This window comes from Gudongella sp. QWL-04 (genome assembly GCF_058683975.1).
On the sequence record NZ_CM178754.1, the window covers coordinates 774,804 to 799,737 of the forward strand.

General features: G+C 43.5%; 30 protein-coding genes. All 30 read left to right on the forward strand.

Annotated elements, in window-relative coordinates; all coding sequences use genetic code 11:
- The first annotated feature begins 2 nt into the window (after nucleotides 1-2).
- A complete protein-coding gene (locus AC4PHB_RS03895) occupies nucleotides 3-293 on the forward strand; it encodes a hypothetical protein (protein ID WP_492137332.1) in 291 nt (96 codons plus the stop codon).
- Nucleotides 290-883: a LysO family transporter gene (locus AC4PHB_RS03900; protein WP_492137333.1), complete on the forward strand. Its 594-nt coding sequence runs from the start codon at nucleotides 290-292 to the stop codon at nucleotides 881-883. The genes AC4PHB_RS03895 and AC4PHB_RS03900 overlap by 4 nt, the downstream gene beginning before the upstream one ends.
- Before the next feature lie 18 nt (nucleotides 884-901).
- Complete coding sequence (locus AC4PHB_RS03905) at nucleotides 902-1,393, forward strand: QueT transporter family protein (protein WP_492137334.1); 492 nt, start codon at nucleotides 902-904, stop codon at nucleotides 1,391-1,393.
- Nucleotides 1,362-2,048 carry an O-methyltransferase gene (locus AC4PHB_RS03910; protein ID WP_492137335.1) on the forward strand — a complete coding sequence of 229 codons (687 nt, stop codon included), beginning with the start codon at nucleotides 1,362-1,364 and terminating at the stop codon, nucleotides 2,046-2,048. Before AC4PHB_RS03905 ends, AC4PHB_RS03910 begins: the two co-directional genes overlap by 32 nt.
- On the forward strand, nucleotides 2,045-3,274 hold the full coding sequence (locus AC4PHB_RS03915) for a peptidase U32 family protein (RefSeq protein ID WP_492137336.1): 1,230 nt from the start codon (nucleotides 2,045-2,047) through the stop codon (nucleotides 3,272-3,274). The genes AC4PHB_RS03910 and AC4PHB_RS03915 overlap by 4 nt, the downstream gene beginning before the upstream one ends.
- Nucleotides 3,275-3,280: 6 nt before the next feature.
- Entirely contained in the window at nucleotides 3,281-3,913 is a 633-nt protein-coding gene (gene udk, locus AC4PHB_RS03920; RefSeq protein ID WP_492137337.1) for a uridine kinase, read from the forward strand.
- A gap of 357 nt (nucleotides 3,914-4,270) precedes the next feature.
- Nucleotides 4,271-5,950, forward strand: coding sequence for a GspE/PulE family protein (locus AC4PHB_RS03925; RefSeq protein ID WP_492137338.1), 1,680 nt, complete (start codon nucleotides 4,271-4,273; stop codon nucleotides 5,948-5,950).
- Between the two features lie 12 nt (nucleotides 5,951-5,962).
- A complete protein-coding gene (locus AC4PHB_RS03930) occupies nucleotides 5,963-7,015 on the forward strand; it encodes a type IV pilus twitching motility protein PilT (RefSeq protein WP_492137339.1) in 1,053 nt (350 codons plus the stop codon).
- A 9-nt stretch (nucleotides 7,016-7,024) separates the two neighbouring features.
- Nucleotides 7,025-8,224 (forward strand): type II secretion system F family protein, encoded by a 1,200-nt coding sequence (locus AC4PHB_RS03935; RefSeq protein WP_492137340.1) that lies wholly within the window; start codon nucleotides 7,025-7,027, stop codon nucleotides 8,222-8,224.
- A gap of 276 nt (nucleotides 8,225-8,500) precedes the next feature.
- Entirely contained in the window at nucleotides 8,501-8,950 is a 450-nt protein-coding gene (locus AC4PHB_RS03940) for a competence type IV pilus major pilin ComGC (RefSeq protein ID WP_492137341.1), read from the forward strand.
- 76 nt (nucleotides 8,951-9,026) lie between these two features.
- Entirely contained in the window at nucleotides 9,027-9,785 is a 759-nt protein-coding gene (locus AC4PHB_RS03945; protein ID WP_492137342.1) for a prepilin peptidase, read from the forward strand.
- Between the two features lie 57 nt (nucleotides 9,786-9,842).
- Entirely contained in the window at nucleotides 9,843-10,910 is a 1,068-nt protein-coding gene (pilM, locus tag AC4PHB_RS03950; RefSeq protein ID WP_492137343.1) for a pilus assembly protein PilM, read from the forward strand.
- Nucleotides 10,907-11,467 carry a PilN domain-containing protein gene (locus AC4PHB_RS03955; protein ID WP_492137344.1) on the forward strand — a complete coding sequence of 187 codons (561 nt, stop codon included), beginning with the start codon at nucleotides 10,907-10,909 and terminating at the stop codon, nucleotides 11,465-11,467. Before pilM ends, AC4PHB_RS03955 begins: the two co-directional genes overlap by 4 nt.
- Nucleotides 11,457-12,893: a LysM peptidoglycan-binding domain-containing protein gene (locus tag AC4PHB_RS03960; RefSeq protein ID WP_492137345.1), complete on the forward strand. Its 1,437-nt coding sequence runs from the start codon at nucleotides 11,457-11,459 to the stop codon at nucleotides 12,891-12,893. Before AC4PHB_RS03955 ends, AC4PHB_RS03960 begins: the two co-directional genes overlap by 11 nt.
- A gap of 11 nt (nucleotides 12,894-12,904) precedes the next feature.
- Entirely contained in the window at nucleotides 12,905-14,599 is a 1,695-nt protein-coding gene (locus tag AC4PHB_RS03965; protein ID WP_492137346.1) for an S-layer homology domain-containing protein, read from the forward strand.
- Nucleotides 14,587-15,036: a pilus assembly FimT family protein gene (locus AC4PHB_RS03970; protein ID WP_492137347.1), complete on the forward strand. Its 450-nt coding sequence runs from the start codon at nucleotides 14,587-14,589 to the stop codon at nucleotides 15,034-15,036. The genes AC4PHB_RS03965 and AC4PHB_RS03970 overlap by 13 nt, the downstream gene beginning before the upstream one ends.
- 1 nt (nucleotide 15,037) lies before the next feature.
- Complete coding sequence (locus AC4PHB_RS03975) at nucleotides 15,038-15,433, forward strand: type II secretion system protein (protein WP_492137348.1); 396 nt, start codon at nucleotides 15,038-15,040, stop codon at nucleotides 15,431-15,433.
- The gene (locus AC4PHB_RS03980; RefSeq protein WP_492137349.1) at nucleotides 15,393-15,953 is read left to right on the forward strand and encodes a PilW family protein; all 561 of its coding nucleotides are present in this window, start codon (nucleotides 15,393-15,395) and stop codon (nucleotides 15,951-15,953) included. The genes AC4PHB_RS03975 and AC4PHB_RS03980 overlap by 41 nt, the downstream gene beginning before the upstream one ends.
- Before the next feature lie 47 nt (nucleotides 15,954-16,000).
- Nucleotides 16,001-16,945, forward strand: coding sequence for a hypothetical protein (locus AC4PHB_RS03985; protein WP_492137350.1), 945 nt, complete (start codon nucleotides 16,001-16,003; stop codon nucleotides 16,943-16,945).
- Between the two features lie 12 nt (nucleotides 16,946-16,957).
- Complete coding sequence (locus tag AC4PHB_RS03990) at nucleotides 16,958-17,482, forward strand: shikimate kinase (RefSeq protein WP_492137351.1); 525 nt, start codon at nucleotides 16,958-16,960, stop codon at nucleotides 17,480-17,482.
- A gap of 83 nt (nucleotides 17,483-17,565) precedes the next feature.
- Nucleotides 17,566-18,123 (forward strand): elongation factor P, encoded by a 558-nt coding sequence (gene efp / locus AC4PHB_RS03995; protein WP_492137352.1) that lies wholly within the window; start codon nucleotides 17,566-17,568, stop codon nucleotides 18,121-18,123.
- A gap of 93 nt (nucleotides 18,124-18,216) precedes the next feature.
- On the forward strand, nucleotides 18,217-18,582 hold the full coding sequence (locus AC4PHB_RS04000; RefSeq protein ID WP_492137353.1) for a CD1247 N-terminal domain-containing protein: 366 nt from the start codon (nucleotides 18,217-18,219) through the stop codon (nucleotides 18,580-18,582).
- 108 nt (nucleotides 18,583-18,690) lie between these two features.
- The gene (locus AC4PHB_RS04005) at nucleotides 18,691-19,080 is read left to right on the forward strand and encodes an Asp23/Gls24 family envelope stress response protein (protein ID WP_492137354.1); all 390 of its coding nucleotides are present in this window, start codon (nucleotides 18,691-18,693) and stop codon (nucleotides 19,078-19,080) included.
- A 42-nt stretch (nucleotides 19,081-19,122) separates the two neighbouring features.
- A complete protein-coding gene (gene nusB / locus AC4PHB_RS04010) occupies nucleotides 19,123-19,533 on the forward strand; it encodes a transcription antitermination factor NusB (protein ID WP_492137355.1) in 411 nt (136 codons plus the stop codon).
- Nucleotides 19,526-20,464, forward strand: coding sequence for an anhydro-N-acetylmuramic acid kinase (locus AC4PHB_RS04015; protein WP_492137356.1), 939 nt, complete (start codon nucleotides 19,526-19,528; stop codon nucleotides 20,462-20,464). The genes nusB and AC4PHB_RS04015 overlap by 8 nt, the downstream gene beginning before the upstream one ends.
- Before the next feature lie 4 nt (nucleotides 20,465-20,468).
- A complete protein-coding gene (gene xseA / locus AC4PHB_RS04020; protein WP_492137357.1) occupies nucleotides 20,469-21,683 on the forward strand; it encodes an exodeoxyribonuclease VII large subunit in 1,215 nt (404 codons plus the stop codon).
- On the forward strand, nucleotides 21,673-21,927 hold the full coding sequence (gene xseB, locus AC4PHB_RS04025) for an exodeoxyribonuclease VII small subunit (protein ID WP_492137358.1): 255 nt from the start codon (nucleotides 21,673-21,675) through the stop codon (nucleotides 21,925-21,927). The genes xseA and xseB overlap by 11 nt, the downstream gene beginning before the upstream one ends.
- Nucleotides 21,914-22,768: a polyprenyl synthetase family protein gene (locus tag AC4PHB_RS04030; protein WP_492137359.1), complete on the forward strand. Its 855-nt coding sequence runs from the start codon at nucleotides 21,914-21,916 to the stop codon at nucleotides 22,766-22,768. The genes xseB and AC4PHB_RS04030 overlap by 14 nt, the downstream gene beginning before the upstream one ends.
- A gap of 733 nt (nucleotides 22,769-23,501) precedes the next feature.
- Nucleotides 23,502-24,125, forward strand: a complete 624-nt coding sequence (locus tag AC4PHB_RS04035) for a hypothetical protein (protein ID WP_492137360.1) — start codon at nucleotides 23,502-23,504, stop codon at nucleotides 24,123-24,125.
- A gap of 1 nt (nucleotide 24,126) precedes the next feature.
- Nucleotides 24,127-24,924 (forward strand): TlyA family RNA methyltransferase, encoded by a 798-nt coding sequence (locus tag AC4PHB_RS04040; protein ID WP_492137361.1) that lies wholly within the window; start codon nucleotides 24,127-24,129, stop codon nucleotides 24,922-24,924.
- Nucleotides 24,925-24,934 lie beyond the last annotated feature (10 nt).

The window sequence follows — 24,934 nt, forward strand, 5'->3', positions numbered from 1 at the left end:
GAATGGGCACAAGACTTTTAATGTACCTGGCAGTGATCCTGCTGGGAGCTTTGGTAGGAGCCAAAGCAAGCCTTGGCGATCAGTTGAAGAAAAGACTGGGCAGCATCCAGACTGCCTGTCTTCTTTTGTTGCTGGGGGTAATGGGAATTAAGATAGGTATGGATAAGGGGGTAGTAGATTCCTTCCTTCAGATCGGATACAGAGCAGTAGTAATGAGCATCTTCACCATCAGCTTCAGCATTCTGGCAGTCATGCTGGTAAAAAGACTTGTGACTGGAGGTGGAACCAGATGACGCTCAGGATACTTTTAGCTGTTATATTCGGAGCACTTACGGGAATGTTCATCCTTCCTCAGGGCGTGCTTGCATACACTGACCTTATAATCGACATCGGACTTATGCTGCTATTATTTTTCGTTGGCATAGATATTGGGCTTAACCGCTCGGTATTTGGAAGGATAAAGGCCATCGGATTCAGGATATTGTATATACCCTTAGCCATTATTATTGGCAGCATTGCAGGCTCAGCAGTAGCGGGGATCGTTCTTGGAATGCCCTTCAACGAAGCGGGAGCAATAGGTGCAGGTCTTGGATGGTATACCCTGTCCTCGATACTTGTTGCAACCTATTCAAGTCAGCTTTCAGCCATGGCATTTATTGCCAACGTTACAAGAGAGCTTATAGCTTTTATCATTATACCTACGGTAGCTAAAAAGCTGGGCTTTCTTGAAGCTATCGCACCGGCAGGTGCAACAGCCATGGACACTGGGCTGCCAATCGTTTCACGCTCAACTGATCCTGAAACGGCAATAATAGCATTTTTAACGGGAGTAATTTGCACCTCGTCAGTTCCTGTGCTGGTCCCGTTGATACTGAATCTTTAGCAGGGAAGGAATGATATCATGAACATTAGATACCTAACAAAGGCAAGCCTTATAGCTGCCATATACCTAGTACTGGTACTTTTACAGGCGCTGCCATTTCCGGTTGCGAACCTGACATTCGGCCCGGTGCAATTAAGAATAGCAGAGGGGCTTACGCTGCTCCCACTGGTAGAGTCTGCTGCAGTGCCAGGCCTTTTTATCGGAGTGCTTTTGGCAAACTTCCTGTTGGCACCCTATTCAGGCTTTGGGCTTGTAGACATTATCGGAGGCTCGCTTGTCACCCTTGTCGCGGCATATCTTACCTCCAAGGCCAAAAATAAATACGTCGGTATGCTGCCGCCGATAATCTTAAATGGAATCATAGTTTCCATATGGGTTTCCTATTTCACTAAGATCCCATATCTTTATACAGTGCTTGGAATAACGGCAGGAGAGCTGGTAAGCGTCTCTATATTCGGAAGCATTATTCTCTATGTCTATGAAAAAGCATCGAAATACAGGGAATGGTAAAATGACCCATATCAATGAAGACTACATCACAAGCTATATAAGAGAGCTGACTCCAAATAGCTCACAACTATTACAGGAGCTGGAGAGCTACGCAGAGGAGCACCACGTCCCCATAGTACAGCCTGAGGTTGGTCAGCTTTTAAGGACTCTTTTAAGGATAAATAAGCCTGCCTCCATACTTGAGGTTGGAACAGCCATAGGCTATTCAGCCATACTTATGGGTGAGTGTCTTACTGGTGAGTGGACCATTACAAGCCTTGAAAGAAATCAGGAGATAATCCCAACAGCACTTGAAAATATTAAAAGAGCAGGCTTTGAGGATAGGATAAAAATAATCCCTGGAGATGCTCTTGAGACCTTCCCGCATCTTACCAGCAACTATGACTTAATATTCCTGGATGCTGCCAAGGGACACTATATGGAGTTCTTTGACTATGCCTCTTCGCTTCTACGTCCTGGAGGGATAATAATTTCAGACAACGTGCTATACAAGGGCATGGTGGCTGAGGATAGTCTTGTAAAGAGAAGAAAAAGGACCATCGTAAACAGACTCAGGGAATATCTTGATAGGATAAACAACCTTGAAGGCTACATCTCATCGGTTATACCAATAGGAGATGGAGTCGCAATAACCTGCAAGGAGGCAAACTATTGAAGAAGGTAGAGCTGCTGGCACCAGCCGGCGATTTGGAAAAACTGAAAATGGCAATCATTTATGGAGCTGACGCTGTATACCTTGGCGGAGAGGCCTTTGGCATGCGTAAGGCTTCAAAGAATTTTACCCTGGATCAGATCAGAGAGGGCGTGGAATTCGCTCATGAAAGAGGCAAGAAGGTCTATGTGACCCTAAACATCGTCCCTCACGACAAGGACATGGAAGGGCTTGGGGAATATGCCAGGGAGCTGGAGGAGGTTGGAGTAGATGCCTTCATAGTCTCAGACCCCGGAATGTTTACAGTAATCAAGAGAACAACTCCTGATATGGAGATCCATATAAGCACACAGGCAAGTGTAACAAACTACGAGACAATAATGTTCTGGCACGGTCTGGGAGTAAGGCGTATCGTACTTGCAAGAGAGCTGTCCCTTGAAGAGATAACGAATATCACAAAAAAGCTTCCTGCGGACATGGACATAGAATGCTTCGTCCATGGAGCGATGTGCATGAGCTACTCCGGCAGATGCCTTATAAGCAACTATATGACTGGACGGGACGCCAACATGGGCGACTGTGCCCAGCCCTGTCGCTATAAATATCATGTAGTAGAGGAAAAGAGACCAGGCCAGTACTTTCCTATAGAGGAGCATGAGGAAGGAACATTTCTGTTTAACTCAAAGGACCTTTGTATGCTGGAGCATCTACCTGAGGTCATAGAAGCAGGGATCCACAGCCTCAAGATCGAGGGGAGAGTAAAAAGCTCCTACTACGTTGCAACAGTAATAAGATCCTATCGTATGGCAATTGATGCATACCTTAAAGATCCTGAAAATTATCAATACGATCCGGCATGGCTGACTGAGATCCAAAAGGTGAGTCATAGGGACTTTACCACAGGTTTTTTCTTCAATAAGCCTGGTACAGAAGACCATGTATATGGTACCAGCTCTTACCTAAGGGGCTATGACTTTGTAGGTATGGTTCTGGATTATGATAAAGAATCAAGGATGGCAACTGTTGAACAGAGAAACAGGATGTTTGCAGGTGAGGAGATAGAAATATTCGGTCCGGGTAAGGACTACTTTGTTCAGACCATAGAGGAAATGTGGGACGAGGAAAATAATCCAATCAACGTTGCTCCCCATCCACAGCAGATTCTGAAGCTTAAAACCAAGCAGCCGGTAGAAAGGTTCGATCTTATAAGAAAGCCCAGGGAGGATTGATCAAAGGTGAAAAGTCCCATACTCATAGGTATAGCTGGAGGAACAGGCTCTGGGAAGTCAACCGTAACCAGGGAGATATACAAATCAATAACTGATAAGAATGTTGCCATTATTGAGCAGGACTCCTATTACAAGGACCAGAGCAATATAAGCTTTGAGGAAAGAGTAAAGACCAACTATGATCACCCCTTTGCATTCGACAACGAGCTTCTTATTAGCCACCTAAAGGACCTTCTCAACGGTAAATCAATTCAAAAGCCCATATACGACTTTGAGAATCACAACAGAAAGAAGGAAACTGTGCTGGTTGAACCAAAGGATATAATCGTCCTTGAAGGGATCCTTATTCTATACGACGAGGACCTGAGAAACCTTATGGACATAAAGCTTTTCGTCGACACCGATGCAGACGTAAGAGTCATCAGGAGAATATTAAGGGATATAAAGGACAGAGGGAGAACTCTCGATTCAGTAGTTAAGCAATACATGACTACCGTAAGACCGGCCCATATGCAGTTCGTTGAGCCTACTAAAAGATATGCGGACATAATAATTCCTGAGGGCGGCTACAACAAGGTAGCTATCGACATAATCGTTACTAAGGTAAATGATATAGTTAACAGGAAAGTAAATAATTAAACACTGACCTGCCAGAGATAACGGTCTGGCAGTTTTATTTTTTTGTAAATGATTAAAATTTGTTTATATAAAATTGATTTTTGGGTATTTTATTAAATATCTAACAGGATTATTAATGATTCGACCTAAAATTGTTACGTTTCATTCACATTCGACTACAAAATGTGACAATGGAAATGTTTGTGACAAATATTTACGAAATGAAATAAAACTGGAAATAAATATTGATTTTATAGTGTTTTCGATGTAAAATGTTGACATCGGACTAGAATATAGGAAATATTCAAAAATATTAATATAAATAACGACAAACAAAGTTAAATACTGCTCTTGAGCAGACCGGGAGAAGGGAAAAAGATGCAGAAATCAACATTGAAAATCGGAGAATTGCTGCTTTATGCAGGTAAAATCACCTCTGAACAACTTAATCAAGCCCTTGAGTCCCAAAATGGATCCAACAGGAAACTTGGAGATATCCTTGTTGACCTTGGATTTGTGTCCCAGGAGGATATAGTTGAGGTTCTTGAATTTCAATTGGGATTCCCGAGGATAGATCTTAACAAATACGAAATAAACCAGTCTGTCGCTGCCATACTTCCTGAAAGCATAGTCAGAAAGTACAAAATGATCCCCATAGACAAGAAGGATGGCAAGCTTATAGTTGCAATGGTAGACCCGTTAAATTTCTTTGCCGTTGACGACGTAAGGCTTTATACCAAAATGGATATGGAAAGCGTTCTGGCTACTGCAGCAGACATAACCAAGGTCATCGACCGCTTTTACAGCGGAGCCAGTGCTAAGAAGGTTCTTGAGGAATTCACAGATGGAGCCGTTTTTGACGACTCTGATTTCGAGGATGTTGAAGAGGCAGAGGTCGCCTCTGCACCTATAGTAAGGCTTATAAATTCTCTATTTGAACAGGCGACAAGGAGCAAGGCATCAGATATCCATATAGAGCCCTATGCTGATGAAATAAGGGTTCGTTTTCGTATAGACGGAGATCTAAGGGAGATAATGAACCTTCCAAGATCAAACCATTCCGCAATAGTGACACGTATCAAGATAATCGGCAAGATGAACATAGCTGAGAAGAGGGTACCTCAGGATGGACGTGTAGAGACAAAGCTTAACGACAGAGAAATAGATATGCGTATATCTACCCTTCCCACAGTTTATGGCGAAAAGATCGTTATCAGGCTTCTTGACAAGACCAGCTTCAATTTCACCAAAGAGGGACTTGGTCTGAGCCAGCACAACCTGGGACTGTTCGACAATATTTTGAGACAGCCCTACGGCATGATCCTTGTAACTGGACCGACAGGAAGCGGTAAGACCACTACACTTTATACAGTTCTACGAGAGCTTAACCAAATCGAAAAAAATATAATAACAGTTGAGGACCCTGTTGAATACAGGCTGGGAGGGATAAACCAGGTACAGGTAAATGTCAAGTCAGGCCTTACCTTTGCATCCGGACTTCGTTCCATACTCCGTCAGGACCCGGACATAGTAATGGTTGGAGAGATAAGAGACGGTGAAACAGCTCAAATAGCCGTAAGAGCCGCTATAACAGGACACCTTGTGCTTTCAACTCTTCACACCAACGACAGCCCCTCGACCATAGCAAGACTTATAGATATGGGCATCGAGCCATATATAGTTTCATCAGCTGTAATAGGGATCGTTTCACAGCGTCTGGTAAAAACTCTTTGCAATAAATGCAAGCAGCCCTATGAGGCAAGCTATAGCGAGCTGAAGATGCTTGGGATGGACACGGATAAGACCTTAGTGCTTCATAAGCCTGTAGGCTGCAACGCCTGCAATGCCGGATATTCAGGAAGAGCAGCAGTCCATGAGATCATGCCGGTAAATGAGGAGATCCGTAAGCTTATAGATTCAGGTACTACTACTGACGTAATAAGAGAAGAAGCCCTCAAGCAGGGTATGACAACCTTGTTCCAGTCGGCTATAGCTTTGGCAGAGCAAGGAAAGACAAGCTTCGAAGAGGTAATGAGAGTTGGCTTTACCCTAGGATAGGAGGCGATACCATTGAATATCGATCAAATAGTAGAGGAAGGATTGAAGCGGGTAGCGTCTGACATCCATTTAACAGTGGGAATTCCACCAAACCTTAGAGTAAACGGATTATTGGTCCATTTAGGTGATGTGCCCTTAACGCCAGCAGACACTGAAAGACTTGTAAGATCCTCTTTAAGCGAGAAGCAGTTTGAGGTACTTAAGGACAAGGGTGAAATAGACTTTTCCTATGCCAGCCCTGGAAAAGGCAGGTTCAGAGTCAATGCCTACCTTCAAAGAGGAAGCTTTGGAATGGCTCTGCGTATAATACCCCTTGAGATACCAACTATGCAGCAGCTGGGACTACCAACCGTAATAAGTGACCTGACCAGACTTCCAAGAGGTCTGATACTGGTGACCGGACCTACGGGGAGCGGAAAGTCCACAACTCTTGCAACCATGATTGACCAGATAAACAGGGAAAGGAACGTACATATCCTTACTCTTGAGGATCCGATCGAGTATTTGCACAGACATCAAAAATCAATAGTAAACCAAAGGGAGATCGGTTCTGACTCACAAAGCTTTTCAAATGCTCTTAGAGGAGCCCTTAGACAGGACCCGGATGTTATCCTGGTCGGCGAGATGAGAGATCTTGACACCATATCAATAGCAATAACTGCAGCAGAAACAGGTCACCTTGTACTTTCAACACTCCATACACTTGGAGCTGCAAAGACCATCGACCGTATCATAGACGTATTCCCACCATACCAGCAACAGCAGGTACGGGTACAGCTGGCATCGGTAATACAGGCTGTAATATCCCAGCAGCTTCTGCCAAAGGCAGACGGAAAGGGAAGAGTGGCAGCCCATGAAATAATGATAGCAACTCCGGCAATTAGAAACCTTATCCGTGAGGACAAGATACACCAGATAGACACCAGCATCCAGACAGGCGGCAAGTTCCGAATGCAGACCATGGATGCATCCCTTGTAGACCTTTACAACAGAGGGCTTATAAGAAAAGACATTGCACTGACCCAGGCCGTAAACCAAGAAGAGATCAAAAAATATATTGTGTAGGTGAGGCAAATGAAGTTCAAGTACCGAGCCATAGCAAAAAACGGCCAGACTGTCGAAGGAGTTTTCGAAGCAGCCAGCGAGTCTGATGTAATCTCCATGATAAAGGCCAACAGCTATATGCCCCTTCAGGTTGAAAGGGACGTAGGTGAAGAGGCTAAGTTCGAGCTCTTCAAGGCCAAGGTGAAGAAAAAGGATCTGGCAGTATTCTGCAGACAGTTCTTCACAATGATAGATGCAGGACTTGGAATAGTTAAGTGCCTTGATATACTTGAGGTACAGACAGAAAACAAGACTCTGCAAAGCACCATAAGTCGTGTAAATGAAGACGTTCAAACTGGACTTACACTTTCTGAGGCAATGAAGAAACACCCACTGATATTCCCAACAATCCTTACCAACATGGTGGAGGCAGGGGAGGTCAGTGGTAACCTAGATGCTATACTTGAAAGAATGGCAGTGCACTTTGAGAAAGAGAATAAAATCGAGAACAAGATAAAGGGATCTGCAATTTATCCAGCAGCCTTGATGTTTGTTAGTATAGCAGTAGTAATATTTATGCTGGTGTTCGTACTTCCAACCTTTACGTCAATGTTTGAGGGAAGCGACACTCCGCTTCCATGGCCTACAAAATTCCTGCTGGATCTAAGCGATTCGCTGAAGACATACTGGTACATATACCTAGGAGTGGTTGGACTTATAGTATTTGGACTTATATCCTTCAAAAGGACTGAGGAAGGAACAAGATTTTTTGACGATATGAAGCTTAGGCTTCCTGTTATTAAGGGAGTTACAGCAAAGATAATAACCTCGAGATTTACGAGGACCCTGTCCACGCTGATGGACTCAGGTATTCCGCTTATTAAGTCGATGGAGGTTGTTTCAAAGGTAGTAAATAACCTTACTATTCAGGACAGGATAACAGCAAGCATCGAGCAGATAAGAAAGGGGATCCCGCTTTCAAGAGCAATCAAGGATGTTGGAGTATTCCCGCCAATGGTTGACTCAATGATCAAGATTGGTGAGGAGTCAGGTTCACTGGACGACATACTATCAAAGACAGCAGACTTCTACGATGAAGAGGTTGAGGTAGCGCTCCACAAGATGACGACGCTCTTGGAACCGATCATGATAGTTGGTATGGCATTGGTTATAGGGTTTATAGTCATAGCGATGTACCTGCCAATGTTTGACTTGGTTAACACTATATAGAATTGACAATTGACAATTGACGATTGACAATGAATACGTCATCCCGAGTGTAGTGGAGGGATCTCAGTATTTGTCATACCGAGCGCACCCAGTCATCCCGACCGAAGTGGAGGGATCTCAGCTTAGCTAAGAACTAAGAACTAAGAACTAAGAACTAAGAACTAAGAAAACCTCTTAGCTCTTCACTCTTACCTCTTAGTCGAATTTCCGGCTTTAATAAAATTCATATACATTAAGGCAAGTCGAAGAAAAGAAAAAACACAAGGAGGAATTTAAATGATTGCGTGGTTTAACAAAAAAAGGAACAAAAAAGGTTTTACATTGGTGGAGTTAGTTGTTGTAATAGCTATATTAGGACTACTGGTAGCTCTGGCAATTCCAAGATTTGCTACAGTATCAGATAATGCTAAACTCGGAACAGCTGAGGCTAATCATCGAGTTCTTGCTTCTGCTGTATTACTGGGGCAAACTGAAACAGGTGGAACTCTTCCTGCTACTGGACTGACAAGTTTAGATGCTTTCGTGCAAGGAACAACCACTTCATTGGATACGATCGATGGAATAGTTGCATATTCATGGACTGTTGATGCAACAACTGGTGATGGTACTTTACAAACAACTGTAACAGGTATTACTACTGCTAAATATGCACCAGGATCAAATGGATCAGTTGCAATAACGAATGATGCAGGAAATACTATTTTTACAACAGTATTCCAGGATTAATAAGTACTTGATTACAAACAAGGGAACGCCTGCGTTCCCTTGTTTACTATCACCACATAATCCTACGAGGTGAGCTATGATCATACTAGTAACAATCTACGGCCTTCTTATAGGCTCATTCCTTAATGTCCTTATTTACCGTATACCTCGTGAGGAGAGTATTGCATTTCCTGGTTCACACTGCCCGGATTGCGATCATAAGCTGAGGTGGTATGACAATATCCCTGTGGTTTCATATTTGATGCTAAGTGGTAAGTGCAGGTACTGCGGGACCAGGATAAGTGTTCAATATCCGTTGATTGAGACATTAAATGCGATAATTTATGTCGGTTTATACATATTTTTTGGCTGGGGTGTTGATTTTGTAGCTTTTGCTCTTATAGCTTCAGTATTGATTGCAATAGCCGGTATCGATCTAAAGGAGCAGATCATTCCGGACAGCCTTGTTATATCTATACTTATTATCGAGGCTTTGCATAAGGCTTTGAATTATTTTATGTATGATATATCCCCAGGGCTTGTTGACAGCATGTTGGGACTTGCTGTTGCAGGAGGGTTGTTCCTGCTCATCGTCCTTGTCTCTAAAGGTGGCATGGGTGGAGGCGATGTCACTCTAATAGGTGCTCTTGGCTTTGTGCTTGGCGTTAAAGGTATTCTTTTAACTATTTTCTTTTCATTTATTCTTGGAGCAATTATTTCCATTTTTCTATTAGCATCCGGACTTAAGACCAGAAAGGACCCTATTCCCTTCGGACCCTTTATAATTTTGGGCTTTTTTATAACACTCCTCTGGGGAAATGGCATAATTTCATGGTATTTTGATATTTTAATGTAGAAAAATCTTCCATTTAGGATTATGATAGAAATATATCGGTAGAGAGGAGGAAGGCAATTGGGCATATTGAAGAACGGCAAAATAGTAAGCCTGGATTTTGGCTCTGACAGCATCAAGGGCGTCGAGGGAAGGTACAACAAAAAAGGCTTGCTTGTAGACAAATGCTTTACCATTGAGCTGCCAAAGGATCTTTATTCTGACGGCGAGATAACTGATCTGGATCAGATGACCTATCTTTTAAAATCAGGCTTATCTGAATACGGAATCGGGCAGGACGATTCGTACTGTGTAGTCAATTCGTCCACTGTGGTAATGCGTGAGGTCACACTTCCAAAGGTATCTCCTGCGGAGGTCGAAGCTATTATCAATTATCAGCTGGAGGATTATATTCCCATCAATGCAGAGGATTATATCGTCAAGTATATTAGCCTTGGCTCAAGGGTCGAGGAGGGTATTGAAAAGCTACTCCTGATGCTTGTTGGGATCCCCAGGACCATGATACAGTCACATCTTACTCTATTGAAGAACGTGAACCTAAAGCCTGCTGTTATGGACTATCATGGAAATTCAATCGCCAAGCTTATAGCAAATGGCGGGATGATAAATGAAACCTATACTCCAAACAATACTGTTGCCTGTATCGACCTTGGTGCAAAATCCACCTCACTTTCTATAGTTGAGGATGGAATAATTAGGGTAGCCAGGGAGCTTGATACCGGATCAGACTACTTCTTCAAGGAAATAGAAAAAAAGGCACCGATGTATGAGGAAGAGGAAATAATCAAACTTTTGTCTCAGCTTGACGATATAAATAGAAAGCCGGCAGGCGACAGCGATGAAGTGGTTGCTATCGAAACTCTTCGGGACAGTCTTTATGAGATGTATGATAAAATCGAAATGATATTTAGATATTATAAAACCCGGGAGGTCAGCAACGAAATAAACCTTATAATGCTTTATGGAGGTCTCTCAAAGGTTAAAGGGCTTGAGAAGATGTTCAGGGACTTCTTTGGAATAGATACTGTAGTCCTAAAATCAATGGAAAAGGTTAAGCTAAACGGCGATCTTAACAGGTATGCCAATGCAATAGGCGGTCTTGTACGCTACAGCGAGGTGAAAAAATGAGAGATCTAAACTTCTTTGAACCGTTTCTCGACAAAAGGCAGTTCAGGTTCAACAAAATCATGGTCCTCTATTTCCTTCTTATAGCCGTGATCGTCGGTCTTGGCATCTGGGGAGGCTTGAACCAGATACAGATTAATGCTCTTAAAAGAGAAGTAAGCAGTCTTAGAGAGGTTGCTGAAAATCCCGCAACTGTTAAAAAGGTCGAGGAGATAAAGGCCTTTGAGGAGGAAACTGCTCAGTTCAGGGCCGAGGTGGAGAGGATCATCCAGCTTGATAAGAGTATCCAAGCCAGAGATATCATTGGTGAGAATCTTCTGGAGGACATTAACTCCAGGCTTCCGGAGGGAGTATTTCTTACCAATTTGAATGTAGCGGGAAGAGAGCTTCAAATGACCGGCTTTGCAACAGACAAGTATTCAATAGCCGAGTTTGGGAAGGGGCTGGAGCAGTTGCCTTATGCTGACAGCATATTCATATCAAATATATCTGCTATTGAAAGCTACTATAGATACTCTATGAATCTTACACTAAAGGAGGTGCTGGTGGATGCCAACTAAAAAGCCATCCTTTTTAAGTAAAATAAAGACCAGACCTCTTACAAACAGCGAAAAGGTGCTTCTGACATTGCTTGCCATTGTGGGCATTGCATGGCTAGGAAACAGGTATATCCTGGTACCTCAGGAGCAGAAGCAGGAGGAGCTTACAGTACAGAAATACGAGCTGGAAACTAAGATAATGGAAATGAATGCTACTCTTAGAAGAGAAGCAGACATTAAGGCGGAGTGGGAGCAGCTTCACAGGGAGAAAAACCAGATTATTTCATACTATTTCCCGACCCTTGACCAGTCACAGATCATTTACCTGTTAAACGATACGCTTCCTGAAGATCAGGTTGAGATAGTCGACCTTAACTTCACTAGACCGGGAGCTGAGAAGGTTGCTGATATGGACGTTTATAACATGGGCATATCTGTACCCTTCAGCGGAAGCTATGCAGGGATCATGAACATGGTAAGAGCAGTCGAGATGAGCCCAAGAAGGATGATGGTCGATACTCTTTCTCTTGACAGAAGAGATGATGCTTCACTGGGCGGCACTATGAACATCAAGGTATACAGCCTTCAGGGTCTGGCTGAAGCAGATCCAAATGTAATACCTGTTGAGGTTGCGGACAATCCGAATACAGGTACTCTATTCGGTAGCTTTGCTGGATTTACAGGTGGAACTTCTTCTGGCTCTTCAGGAGGAGGCAGCACAGGTGGAGGAGGCACAGCAGGCGGTGGAGGAACTGAACCAGTTATAGAATTAAAGGGTGACATCCTTCACAGCTTCGAAATGAGAAATTATGATTTCGTACCATCTCATGAGCTGATCGCAGGATCTGCAGTTCCATCAACTATTGCTCAGCACGGTAAGTATGGAATGAGACTGGAATATAAGATACTTGGTGTAAGTGATGAAAACAGAGCTTATGTAGATATATCAAAGCAGAACATAGAGCTTAGATATCCTCCCAATGAACTGAAGATGTGGGTCTACTCATTTGACTATTCACCGGGGAATATAGGTATTAGGGCAGTCACTCAAAGCGGTGAGGAGGTCGAGCAGGTAATATCCATCGGAGTACCATGGCTTGGCTGGGGCAACCTAAGCGTTATGCTTCCGGGTGATACCTCCATATATCCTCTTAAGATAACTCACATCTACTATGAGATGGGCAAGGAGAGGGATGACTTTGGAGTTCTTATATTCGACAAGATGGAGGCTTTTTTTAGCAACCACACTGAAGGAATGATCCAGGATGAGAAGATTAGGGCTTCTGACTTCATTTTCTATGAGGTACAACCTGGAGACACAATAACTGGAATATCTAGAAAGATATATGGTACTGAGAAATACAAGAGCGAAATAATGACTAACAACGAAATAAAATCAGGTGACATTCTTACAGTCGGCAAGATACTAGTGCTTGTTAAGAGATAGGAGGGGTGAAAATGAAAGCTAAATGGATATTTGTTTTAATACTTGCATTTGCACTCCTTGTGCTGCCGGGTTCGGTATTTGCTACTTCAACTTCCAACACAGACCCTGATTATACTCTGGGATACGCAAGCGGACAGAGCTTCTATTCAGAGTTTCCTGAATATGAGGATGAGGATGATGCTTATGTTGAATTCTTACGAAATGATGAATATGGCCTCCCAGTGGAAGTCATCAGTGAAGCAAGCTTTAGCAGAGGCTTTAAGGACGGCTACTACGATGCAAGGAGAGGCGACGTTAAGGTAAACTTCGCAGACTCCATAGGAAAAAGCATGGGTCAGATAGCTGCACTTGAGGACTTCTACAGTGGCAGGGATTCTGATTGGGCAGGTGCTCTCCCAAGCGACAGGACAATATCAAGACAGTTCAATCTGGACAGGATGTCTTCAGCTTATGAGGATGAGTTTATAAAAACCTTTAAGCAGAGCTTTAAGACCGGGTATACTGAGGCTTATGAAAAAGCACTGCTAGACCCTCCTAAGACCAGCATGTCCCAAGGCCTTACAGACGGTCAGGCTGCAGGTAAGGTTTTAAGTGAAATGAATGCCCAGAAGGATTACACCCTTAAGCTTAGAATGGACTACGAAAGAGATCTTTTGACAGACAGTCAGATTATTGAGAAGTACAGACTAAGGCTGGGAACTGCAGAATACAGAGATGCCTTTATTGAGGGCTTCAAATCAGCCTACGAGATAAATTACAATATGACCTTCAGAAAGGTATCACAAAGCGAGGCAGTCTTAAACTCTAAGGGAATTCTCGTAAATCCCGCAGGCGGCTCATTGACGGTTGACAATAAAATAAACGTGACTGTTCCTCAGGGAACTTTCTATATGCCTGTATATCTTAGGATCGACACAATGAATGCAAGCTTTTTCAAGCAAGGTCCTGTAATAAGGTCTTCCGAGCTATACAAGGTCTATATAGACAGTCCCGGAGGTGCCTTCGATAAGTCGAAGAGGGTAGAGATTTCATTCCCTTATTATGGGGATTCCTATAAGGGCGGGATATATAAGCTGATAAACGACAGATGGACCTATATGCCTTCAACTGCAGATGGCACAGTAATAAAAGCCAGTGTATCGCCGGACACTCTCCTTAGTGGAGAAAATGTATACGCTGTATTTATGGACGACAGCATAAGAGTGCTGACCGACGTTCGCAGCCACTGGGCGAAGGATGAAATAGAGACAATGGTCAGAAGAGGGATAATCCTTGGGTATCCAGGCTCAACACCCCTTGATGGGACCTTCAGACCATCACAGAATATAACGAGAGCAGAGTTCCTGATACTGCTTAGCAGGATAGAAAACTGGGTGCTTCCAAACTATGTTGCCAGAGCGTCTTATTTCAATGACTATCTGACCTTCAGCACCTATGACCGAATAATAAGCTATGGACTGAACAACGGCTATATACTGGGGTATACTGACAGAACCTTCAGACCCCATAATCCAATTTCATATTACGAGGTGGAGCTTATCATGGGGCGAGTTCTCAGAGATTACAGCTTCCGCTGGAACAGCGTGGCGACTCAGATGATGTATGATGAAGCATACAAATCACCCAGCTTTGGAGATATCAACAGAAAGATCACAAGAGCTGAGGTTGCTTATATGCTTTATAAGTTGAATGAATGGCGTTACTGAGAAATAACAAGAGGGGCTACACACTCATCGAGCTGCTGATGGTGGTAGCCCTTCTTTCTTTGTTCTTATTTATCGCTGTTCCAAGGTTCTCCTTTGTCCACGCCATTAGGGAGAAGCAAGAGATAAAGTACCTGCACAAGGATCTTTTGTATGCAAGAAATAAAGCCGTTGTTGAAAAAAAGACCATCAATTTTGACATTGATTTAGCTAAAAACAGCTACAGGATAAGTGAAGGAACCAAGGAAATAAAATATGTAAAGCTTCAGAATGGTGTTATTCTGGAGGGCTGCATCAATCCAAATATGATATTTAATTCGATTGGAAGCACCTCAGGGAACACCGCCCAAACCATAACCTTTAGAACAAGAAGCGGCGATTGGTACCAAATAACGATCCCAGTGGCAGCTCCCAATATCACATTAAAGAAGGTCAACTGACATGAAAAAGGGATTTATACTACTTGAGATTTTGATCGGGTTGACATTTTTGGGAATAGTTGCTGCAGCCAGTCTGCCTGTTATAATAAATTCCAATAGGAACATGGAAAGAGCAGTGGAAAGGACAAGTATGCTTTATCTCTGCGACTATATTGCTCAAAAGCTTAAGACAGATGGAGATGAAGTAGCTGAACTGTTAAAAGAGCTATTAGAAAAAGAGGCTGTTCAATATAATGGTAATGAAATTGATGAAGGATCTTATGACTGTTATTTGTCTCTAAAACACTTTGAAGGTGACTATTTATTATTTGACGTAATACTGGAGTCAAACAAATACGACGACATGGAGGTCAGACTTGAGGTCAGCAGGCAAATCCGGGGGATTCTCACTGATTGAGATAATTGTAGGACTTGGGCTTGTTTCAATCGTGGTTTCCAGCATACTATCTGTTGTGCATTTATCTACAATTGCAACAAAGAACGTTGAGGAAAAGGATAGAACTTTTATTTCAGCATTGTACTCTCTGGAATACATAAAAGATGAAATAAAAAGAGCGGATGAGATACATAGGATAGAATCCTGCATAGGTTTATCTGAGCTTTATCCTGATAACTTTGGATTCATATTGATGGAGATAGTTAAGAATAATGGTGTAACCAGGTACAACTATAAGACCTATTATTTAGGTGACGGCACCATTAAGAGAATTGCGTATAACAATATCGTCAGGAAGATGCCGGGATATACAAGATTTTCAGGCTTTAATGCAATAGCGGAAGGCATATCTTCCATCGATGACACATGCCTTGATATTGAAAATCAACTAATAAATTTGACAATTGAAGTTCCAGTCAATGATATTACGACCAAAACCTTTAAAGCTGCTGTTTCTGTAAAGGGGCGTGTTATGGATTGAAGACCCGAAATAGGAATGGCTCAATAATGATTATGTCTCTTATAGCGATGGCAATCGTATTTATGTTGGCAGCCTATTGCTTATATATGACGACCTTTCAAAATCATCTTTCTATAGCTTTGGAGAAGAGAATAAAAGATCGTCATATTGCAGAAAATGATATCAACAAAATACTCTACAGCTCAGGAGAAGGCGAGCTTATTGAGAGCTTGAAGTGGTGTATTCTTGAAGCTATTAAATTTCCAGGTAAAGTCTACAAATTATCTCCTGAGGACCTTGGGAGCAGTGCCGGGTTGACAGGTGAGGTGCTGTATAAAAGCGGCCAGCTTTCGATAAATCTTGAATATCCTGATTCTGAATTTGATGAAGCACCTTCAGTATCTATCCAGGGATCAGTTATGAATCCTATATACAATGAAGGAAGTCCTCTGGTTTTTCCATCTGCTCTTGATGAAACAGGCCTTGAACTTTTAAACAGCAGTCTAGAGCTTCTACCAGGAATATCTGAAGAGGAGAGGTTGCCGGACAGCAGGATGTTGATCCTTGAAGAGGGTACCATAGAAATGATATTGAAACTCTCAGGCTTACGGGATTATAAGGCATCGGTCGTTTGTGACGGATTTCCTAAGGAATATTGGTCGATCCAGCCTACTTATTCTATAATCCAATTGTCAAAGCATGAGGTATACGACACCATTACCTTAAACATAGAAGCCGATAACTACGTTACAGGAATGAAGGGTATAATCTATGTTGAAGGAGATGTAATAGTAAAATCAAACTTCAAACTGAACGGGATAATGATTATTAGGGGAGGAAGTATTACTGTAGCAGAGGGTGCAAGTCTTGTGGTAAATGGAAAGCTAATCTCGGACCAGGAGTTTGATACAACGAGAGTACAGACCTACAAGGCATTGGAGAATGTAGCACAGGTAGGAATTCACCTACCCGGCTTCTATAAACCTGTGATAGAATATATTAAAGTATATTGATGGAGAAATATTATGAAAAATATTGTATTGATAGGTATGAGCGGCGTCGGAAAGTCTGTGAAGGGAAAGTATCTGGCAAAGAATATGGGCTGGAGATTTCTTGATACGGATAAGATGATTTCAGACGAACTGGGAATGACGATCGAGGAAATATTTGAAAAATATGGGGAACCTTTCTTTCGCGAAAAGGAGAAGGAGATCCTAATATCTGCTATGTCTGGTGAAAACACGGTCGTCTCAACAGGCGGCGGCATAATTCTGGATCCCGAGAACGTCAAACTCTTCAAGGAACGGGGGATCGTATTTTTTTTACATGGTTCCATTGACTCTATTGCCTCAAACATTGAAAGCAGCAGCATCGCCAGGCCCCTACTTGCAGGCGATGGTGAGCTCAGGGACAGGATAGAACAGCTTTATAGGAGCAGGGAGGCACTATACTATTCCTCTTGTCATATGGCCATACATGTTGACGGCATGACGCGAAGGGAATTTTCCCGAAAAATCAAGGACAGCTACCGCAAACTTTTAACTTGTTAGGTTATTGCAATACTGATATAATGTTGTTATTAGGGGTATTGCGATCATTGTAATGCGCTTTGATATGAACAGGAGGGAATAGCTTGATACAAGCAGGGGAGTTTAGAAAGGGTATAACCTTCGTCATGGACGGGGATGTATGGCAAATAATCGATTTTCAACATGTTAAGCCAGGCAAGGGCGCAGCTTTTGTAAGGGCTAAGATCAGAAACGTTCTTTCAGGGGGAGCAAAAGAAATCACCTTCAACCCAACTGAGAGATTCGAGAAGGCTGTAATAGAAACAAAGGAAATGCAGTACCTGTATTCAGACGGTGAGCTCTATCACTTTATGGATACTGCAACCTACGAGCAGCTTCCACTGTCCTATGAGTCAGTTGAGGAAGCCATAAAGTACCTGAGAGAGAACGATACAGCTGTTATCAGATTCTTCCAGGGAAAGGCTTTCGAGGTACAGGCGCCAAACTTTGTTGAGCTTGAAGTAACTGAGACTGAACCCGGGGTAAAGGGAGACACGGCTCAGGGAGCAACAAAGCAGGCAGTAGTTGAAACCGGAGTTTCCATCAGTGTTCCGCTGTTTGTGAACATTGGAGACAGAATAAAAATCGACACGCGAACCGGAGAGTATCTGTCCAGAGTATAATCACTGGAGGAATCTCCCGCCTCGTTGATCGCCTTTGAGTGCTTTTTGCATTCAGCAAGAAGCTCCATTGAGAACTTTATAAGGAGGGGTAAAATGGAATACTTATTTCAGAAGGTAGCATACCTTAAGGGCCTGGCTGATGGGCTGGGTATCGACGAATCCACTAAGGAGGGCAAGCTTCTCCTGACTATCGTCGAAACGCTGGAAGAGTTCGCAGAGGTTATGGAGGAGATCGTTGAGGATCAGATCGATCTTGAAGAGTACGTAAACTTCATCGACGAGGACCTGGCCGACGTAGAGGATGACATTTACGGAGACGAAGAGGACTATGAGTTTGATGATGACGACTTTGAGTTTGACGATTACACTGACTGCTGTGACGATGAAGGCTGCGGCTGTCACAAGGGATTTGGAATCGATGAATATTTCGAGGACGAAGACGAAGACGACGAAGAATAATAATTGGCCTAAAGCTTAGCTTTAGGCCTTTTTCCTGCCTAGAGCCTATATTGTAATGAGAGTTCAGCTTTGGTATAATACCTGTATAATGATTTAAGGAGTGTTATTATGACTGAAAAGATCCATATGGAGGACATAGAGAACGGAAGCATCAAAATATCCAACGAAGTGATCGCCGGCATAGCAGGGATGGCGTCAAACCAGGTAGAGGGAGTAGTCGGGATGAGCAGCAACCTGGCCGGGGGCATCACTGAGCTTCTGGGCAAAAAGAACCCGACAAAGGGAATCAAGGTAGAGATCAAGGACGACGAGGTGTACCTTGAAATGCACCTTATGCTTTGCTATGGCTCAAAGCTTAATGAGGTTGGACTTGAGGTGCAGAAGAAGGTCAAGGAAGCCATAGAGTCCATGACTGACCTTACCGTCAGGGAAATAAATGTATTTATTGAGGGAATCGGAAAGACCAAGGCAGACAAGGAAGCTCCTGAGACAAAATAGTCAAAAGGAGTAAGAACTTTGATAAAAGGATAGGAGCAGGATATGGGTAGAAAGCAGGCAAGAGAGGGAGCAATGCAGCTTTTGTTTCAAATCGAATGTAACGGCGAGTTTGGGGAGGATGTAGTAGGAGCCTTCCTTGAGAACTTCCAGTTTGAAGGGAACGAGGCAAAATTTATTGAGGAAGCGATCCAGGGAGTGCTTGACCACAGGGAGCATATCGATCACCTTATCGCAAATAATCTTGAGGGCTGGTCACTGGAAAGACTTGCCAAGGTCGATCTGTCGACCTTGAGGCTGGCTGCCTACGAGATACTGTACAGGGATGACATCCCTGTTGAGGTGTCCATAAATGAAGCCATAGAGATAACAAAGAAATACAGCTCGGATGATTCCTACAAGTACGTCAATGGAGTCTTGGGAGGCCTGGTCAGAGGCCTTGATAAGGATGAATAGGCTGTACCTGGGAATAGACACAAGCAATTATACTACTTCAATATCCGTCGTGGATCAGGATGGGGTTATCGTCCATGATCTGAGAAAGCTCCTGAAGGTAAAAGAGGGAGAAAGGGGTCTTAGGCAGCAGGAGGCCCTTTTTCAGCATGTAAAGAACCTTCCTGAGCTGTTTGATGAGCTCAGTTGCGATACTAGAAACATAAAGGCAGTGGGAGTAAGTACCAGACCGCGTGTAGAAGAAGGCTCATATATGCCGGTGTTTCTTGCTGGAGAGAGCTTTGGCAGAGCCCTTGCAAGGATGCTGCAGGTTACATTAATAAGGCTCAGTCACCAGGAGGGTCACGGAGCATGTGCTCTTATGGACAATGAAGGCATAGAGAAGGCTCTTATGCTTCACATATCCGGAGGTACCACTGAATTGGTAGAGCTTATTGACTCATCTGAAGGCCTTTATACAAGGATCCTTGGAGGGACCCTCGATATTACACTGGGACAGCTGATAGACAGGATAGGAGTAAAGCTTGGATTAGGGTTTCCTTGCGGAATGGAGATGGACATGCTTTCAAGGAATGGCTCATCTCTGGCTTATGAATCAAAGGTCATTCTCAAGGATGGATGGATAAACCTCTCAGGACTTGAGAACAAGTTTTCCAAAGAAATAGATAAGGGTTCAAAGCATGAGGATATTTGCCGTACTTTATTTTTAACTGCAGCTAAAGTTTGCGAGGAACTTATCAACTACAGGCTTTCCCTTGACGATTATGAAAGGATCATCGTCGTTGGAGGCGTTGCGGAGAATAGCATCATAAGAGAAAGACTTGCTGAGATTTATCCACAGGGGCTTCTTAGCTTTACAAAGCCTGGACTTTCCTCTGACAATGCAGTTGGAATAGCCTGGCTTACAAGGAGACTTCAGGAAGGAAAGGAATGATCATATGAGACCATTGATGGTCAGTGAGGTTAACGGCTATATAAAAAAGCTGTTTGCAGGAGATATATTACTTACATATCTGCAGATCGAGGGTGAAATCTCAAACTTCACCCACCATTACAGCGGACATATGTATTTTAGCCTAAAGGACGATAAAAGCAGGATCAAGTGCGTAATGTTCAAGAACGATAACGAGGCTATAGACTTCAAGCCAAAGGATGGCATGAGAGTCATAATATCAGGGCAGGTTTCCGTCTATGAGAAGGATGGAAGTTACCAGGTATATGCCCGAAGGATGGAGAAGCAGGGCCTTGGAGACCTGTACCGCGCCTTCGAGGAGCTTAAGAAGAAGCTGTCTGAGGAAGGTCTGTTCGACCAGTATCGTAAGGTGTCCTTGCCCAGGATACCGAAAAAAATTGGGGTTGTCACATCCTCGACCGGTGCCGCCATACGAGATATTACAAGCATACTCAAGAGACGTTACCCTGCTGTTAATATGCTGCTCTATCCGGCTCTGGTACAGGGAGATGAAGCTCCCAGAGATATTGTAAAAGCACTTAAGTACCTCGACTCGAGGGACGATATAGATGTCATAATAGTAGGTCGGGGAGGAGGCTCCTTTGAGGAGCTTGGTGCCTTCAATGACGAGACACTCGCCAGATGCATTGCCGAATTAAATACACCTGTAATTTCTGCAGTGGGCCATGAGACTGACTTCACAATTGCTGATTTTGTAGCAGACGTCAGGGCAGCTACTCCATCTGCTGCAGCTGAGCTGGCAGTCCCTGACAGAAGGACGCTCTTAGATGAAGTAGACTCAATAGGCAGATCGGTCCTGGGAGAAATGGAGAGAAGGATTTCCAGGGAGGACGATAAGCTTGAAGGTATTTTGAAACGACTGTCCTACTCAAGTCCATACAGGTCATTATCAGATAAGCAGATGGAGCTTGACGGGGTGTTCAAACAGCTTGAACACGCAATGTTTAGAAGCTTCTCAGGATTCAGGGAAAGGCTTGCAGGATCTGATGCAAGACTTAAGCTTTCCGATCCCGGACTTCCACTTCAAAAGGGCTATGGGATAGTGACCGATATTGAAGGAAGGATAATTAGGAGCACAGAGGGGATCATTCCCAGGGATATTATTTCCGTAAGACTTAAGGATGGAAGCCTGAAGGCAAGGGTTGAGGATGTTTTCAAGGAGGCTAAGGATGAAAATTAAGGATATGAACTACGAGGAAGGGTATGAAAAGCTCCAGGAGCTTCTAATAGAGCTTGAGGGTGGGGAACTGAAGCTTCAGGAATCTGTGGAAAGGTTCAAGGAGGCTATGGACATATACGTGCATTTAAGAGACCTGTTGACTAAGGCTGAGGGAGAGGTCAAGCAGGTGCTTGAAAAGGACGGAAACCTTCAGGAAGAGGACTTTGCAGGTCGCGTTCAGGAGGGTATCAATGAGAGCTACTGATGACAGAAATGAGTACCTGAGGCTAATTGACGAGAGTCTTAGGGACGTCATAAAGCCGAGGACACCTTACGAGCTTGAAATTTCCCAGGCCATGGAGTACAGCCTTTTCACAGGCGGGAAGAGAATAAGACCGCTTATGACGATAAAGGCTTATGAGATGTATCACGATTACATACATAAGGCGCTTCCATATGCAATGGCCATAGAGATGATACATACTTATTCACTTATACATGACGACCTGCCTGCAATGGATAATGACGACTTCAGAAGAGGAAAGCTTACAAATCACAAGGTCTTTGGAGAGGCAATGGCTATATTGGCCGGAGACGGACTTTTAAATCTGGCCTTTGAGACTATGCTATCTGCTGCCAAGGAAAGCTGCGACATGGAATCCATAAAGGCTATGCAGGAGATCGCAAGGGCATCAGGCTGCAAGGGAATGATCGGAGGTCAGGCAATAGACCTTAGATCAGAGCTGGAGTCAATGGACGAGGAAAGCCTTTTATATATATACAAGGGAAAAACAGCAGCTCTTATACAGGCAAGCATCCTATCTGGTGCGATACTTGGCGGCGCAAGCCAAGAGCACATAGAAAAGCTAAGAAATTTTGGACTGAGGATTGGATTGGCTTATCAGATACAGGACGATCTTCTTGACGGCGAAAAGGACGAGAGCATAGAAAAGTGTACCTATCTTTCCTTCCATTCCAAGGAGGAAGCGGAGAAGAAGGTACAGGAGCTCAGCGAAAGAGCTGTTTCAATACTTGAATCTCTCGATGGAATAGACACGTCCTTCTTTAAGGATCTGACTCTGGAGCTTGTGGGCAGGCAGGTCTGATCCATTGCAAAATGGGCAAAACTGTGGTATAATCAGCTTAGCAATATGTGGTACAGTATTCTAGTCAGCACAACTATTCTTGAAGGCGGGGCTAAAAATCCGTCAAAGGGCATATCGATGAAGTTCTTTATGCTTGGCTTGCGAAGCCCAGTCGTGGGCTTTCATAAGGAGTAAGAAGGATGGGGCGATCTGCAATGGCATGCGGGCGTGGACCCTGCCTTCGTGGAGACATGATATAGTGATAAATAGTACTATATCGTGATAAACCTGCAAGACACAAAATATCTAATAAAATGTGCAGAGTAGCCTGCCTTGAGTGGAGTAGCGCGGATGATAAGTTCAATTTGACCAGACGGGGGCCCAGTTCTGATCAGATTCTGTTATCGAAACCTAATCTGCAAAAGAGGCTAGGGAATAGACTGGCTGTTGAGGAAAACTCCTAGACTGTTCAAGCTATGAGGTAACAAGAGGATTACAGTGCGGACTAAGTGGCAATCCAGTTCTGTCTTTGGCAACAGGACAGATGGAGGACTAAGGGGAAACCGCTGCGCCGGCGACGGGCAGTTCCTTCGTGGGAAATCATACTGGACCTAAAGCCGTAAGATTTACTCTGGTTACTACCACTAGGTTAGGCTGATAGCTTCGCTATCAGCTTTTTCATATAAATGGATCAAATTTATATACTAAGCAGTCACAGAAGCAAAAGTACTGCTTATGGTTATGGAGGAAGGAAATGGCAAAGAAGGACGAGGAAGGCTTTTACCGGAAATATAATATGAAGTGGGTGCTTTTCATCACCCTCTGGACTTTCATTATTTCAGTCAGTTTATCGATATTTGCTGAAAGCCTGGTCCAGAATCTGGATGTTATACTTGGTTTTGTGATACTATTATTTTTTATATTCATTGGGATATTGTTTGACATAATAGGAATTTCCGTCACAACTGCTGATGAAAGGCCGTTTCACGCAATGGCCTCAAATAAGATCAGTGAGGCGAGAACAGCGATCAAGCTTGTTCGTAATGCAAGTCAGGTAAGCAACTTCTGCAACGACGTCATTGGAGACATAAGCGGTATTATCTCAGGGGCTGTTGCCACCAGCATTATATACAAGCTGATAACCAGGCTAGGATTTGTAGACGGCACACTCTTGACCATACTTTTAACGGCAATTACTGCGTCGCTTACTGTTGGGGGAAAGGGAGTGGGCAAGTCAGTTGCCGCTTATCACTATGAGGAGGTAATCTACAGCGTTTCAAGGGTAATAGGTTTTTTCGAAAGACTCTCAGGCCTTGAGTTTATGCCTCCAAAAAAGAAAGCAGTCCGTGAGAAGATGATGAAGGACAAGGAGAACTGATATGGTAAAGAAGAGAGCTGATATTATCCTTCATGAAAAAGGCCTTGTTGAGTCAAGGGAGAAAGGTAAAAGAGTCATCATGGAGGGCTCAGTTTATGTTGGAGAAAAAAGAGTCGACAAGCCGGGAGAATATCTGGATGAGACTGTTGAAATACATGTAAGGACGAACCCTCTCCAGTATGTAAGCAGGGGAGGATTAAAACTAGAGAAAGCTATGGACATGTTCGGCATAAGCCTTGATAAATCGGTGTGCATGGATATGGGTGCCTCAACGGGAGGATTTACTGATTGTATGCTCCAATCCGGAGCCTTGAAGGTCAATGCTGTTGATGTGGGCTATGGTCAGCTTGACTGGAGACTTAGAAATGACCCTCGTGTGGTAGTCATGGAAAGAACCAATATCCGTTATATGGAGAAGAATTCCATTGAGGATAGTCTCGACTTTGTATCCATAGACGTAAGCTTTATAAGTCTTAAGCATATCCTTCCTGTTGCCTCATCGTTCCTTAAGGAGGATGGTAGGGTAGTAGCCCTTGTAAAGCCCCAGTTTGAAGCTGGCAGGGACAAAGTGGGGAAGAAGGGCATAGTAAGGGACAGAGCGGTCCACAAGGAGGTAATCCAGGCTGTGATCCGTTATGGAGAGCAGTACGGTTTATACCCTGAAGGACTTACATTTTCACCAATTACCGGAACTACGGGGAACATTGAGTTTTTACTTTGCCTTTCAAAGGCTGAGAAAGAACTATCTGAAGCAATTATAGATAAGGTACTGGATGAGGCCCACGATAATCTTGGATAACGGAGGGAAG

What these genes read in the sequence shown, in the direction of transcription:
- AC4PHB_RS03895 (WP_492137332.1), top strand. Translation starts at nt 3, where the DNA reads ATGGGCACAAGACTTTTAATGTACCTGGCAGTGATCCTGCTGGGAGCT.
- AC4PHB_RS03900 (WP_492137333.1), top strand. Translation starts at nt 290, where the DNA reads ATGACGCTCAGGATACTTTTAGCTGTTATATTCGGAGCACTTACGGGA.
- AC4PHB_RS03905 (WP_492137334.1), top strand. Translation starts at nt 902, where the DNA reads ATGAACATTAGATACCTAACAAAGGCAAGCCTTATAGCTGCCATATAC.
- AC4PHB_RS03910 (WP_492137335.1), top strand. Translation starts at nt 1,362, where the DNA reads ATGAAAAAGCATCGAAATACAGGGAATGGTAAAATGACCCATATCAAT.
- AC4PHB_RS03925 (WP_492137338.1), top strand. Translation starts at nt 4,271, where the DNA reads ATGCAGAAATCAACATTGAAAATCGGAGAATTGCTGCTTTATGCAGGT.
- AC4PHB_RS03935 (WP_492137340.1), top strand. Translation starts at nt 7,025, where the DNA reads ATGAAGTTCAAGTACCGAGCCATAGCAAAAAACGGCCAGACTGTCGAA.
- AC4PHB_RS03940 (WP_492137341.1), top strand. Translation starts at nt 8,501, where the DNA reads ATGATTGCGTGGTTTAACAAAAAAAGGAACAAAAAAGGTTTTACATTG.
- AC4PHB_RS03945 (WP_492137342.1), top strand. Translation starts at nt 9,027, where the DNA reads ATGATCATACTAGTAACAATCTACGGCCTTCTTATAGGCTCATTCCTT.
- AC4PHB_RS03955 (WP_492137344.1), top strand. Translation starts at nt 10,907, where the DNA reads ATGAGAGATCTAAACTTCTTTGAACCGTTTCTCGACAAAAGGCAGTTC.
- AC4PHB_RS03960 (WP_492137345.1), top strand. Translation starts at nt 11,457, where the DNA reads ATGCCAACTAAAAAGCCATCCTTTTTAAGTAAAATAAAGACCAGACCT.
- AC4PHB_RS03965 (WP_492137346.1), top strand. Translation starts at nt 12,905, where the DNA reads ATGAAAGCTAAATGGATATTTGTTTTAATACTTGCATTTGCACTCCTT.
- AC4PHB_RS03970 (WP_492137347.1), top strand. Translation starts at nt 14,587, where the DNA reads ATGGCGTTACTGAGAAATAACAAGAGGGGCTACACACTCATCGAGCTG.
- AC4PHB_RS03975 (WP_492137348.1), top strand. Translation starts at nt 15,038, where the DNA reads ATGAAAAAGGGATTTATACTACTTGAGATTTTGATCGGGTTGACATTT.
- AC4PHB_RS03985 (WP_492137350.1), top strand. Translation starts at nt 16,001, where the DNA reads ATGGCAATCGTATTTATGTTGGCAGCCTATTGCTTATATATGACGACC.
- AC4PHB_RS03990 (WP_492137351.1), top strand. Translation starts at nt 16,958, where the DNA reads ATGAAAAATATTGTATTGATAGGTATGAGCGGCGTCGGAAAGTCTGTG.
- AC4PHB_RS04000 (WP_492137353.1), top strand. Translation starts at nt 18,217, where the DNA reads ATGGAATACTTATTTCAGAAGGTAGCATACCTTAAGGGCCTGGCTGAT.
- AC4PHB_RS04005 (WP_492137354.1), top strand. Translation starts at nt 18,691, where the DNA reads ATGACTGAAAAGATCCATATGGAGGACATAGAGAACGGAAGCATCAAA.
- nusB (WP_492137355.1), top strand. Translation starts at nt 19,123, where the DNA reads ATGGGTAGAAAGCAGGCAAGAGAGGGAGCAATGCAGCTTTTGTTTCAA.
- AC4PHB_RS04015 (WP_492137356.1), top strand. Translation starts at nt 19,526, where the DNA reads ATGAATAGGCTGTACCTGGGAATAGACACAAGCAATTATACTACTTCA.
- xseA (WP_492137357.1), top strand. Translation starts at nt 20,469, where the DNA reads ATGAGACCATTGATGGTCAGTGAGGTTAACGGCTATATAAAAAAGCTG.
- xseB (WP_492137358.1), top strand. Translation starts at nt 21,673, where the DNA reads ATGAAAATTAAGGATATGAACTACGAGGAAGGGTATGAAAAGCTCCAG.
- AC4PHB_RS04030 (WP_492137359.1), top strand. Translation starts at nt 21,914, where the DNA reads ATGAGAGCTACTGATGACAGAAATGAGTACCTGAGGCTAATTGACGAG.
- AC4PHB_RS04035 (WP_492137360.1), top strand. Translation starts at nt 23,502, where the DNA reads ATGGCAAAGAAGGACGAGGAAGGCTTTTACCGGAAATATAATATGAAG.
- AC4PHB_RS04040 (WP_492137361.1), top strand. Translation starts at nt 24,127, where the DNA reads ATGGTAAAGAAGAGAGCTGATATTATCCTTCATGAAAAAGGCCTTGTT.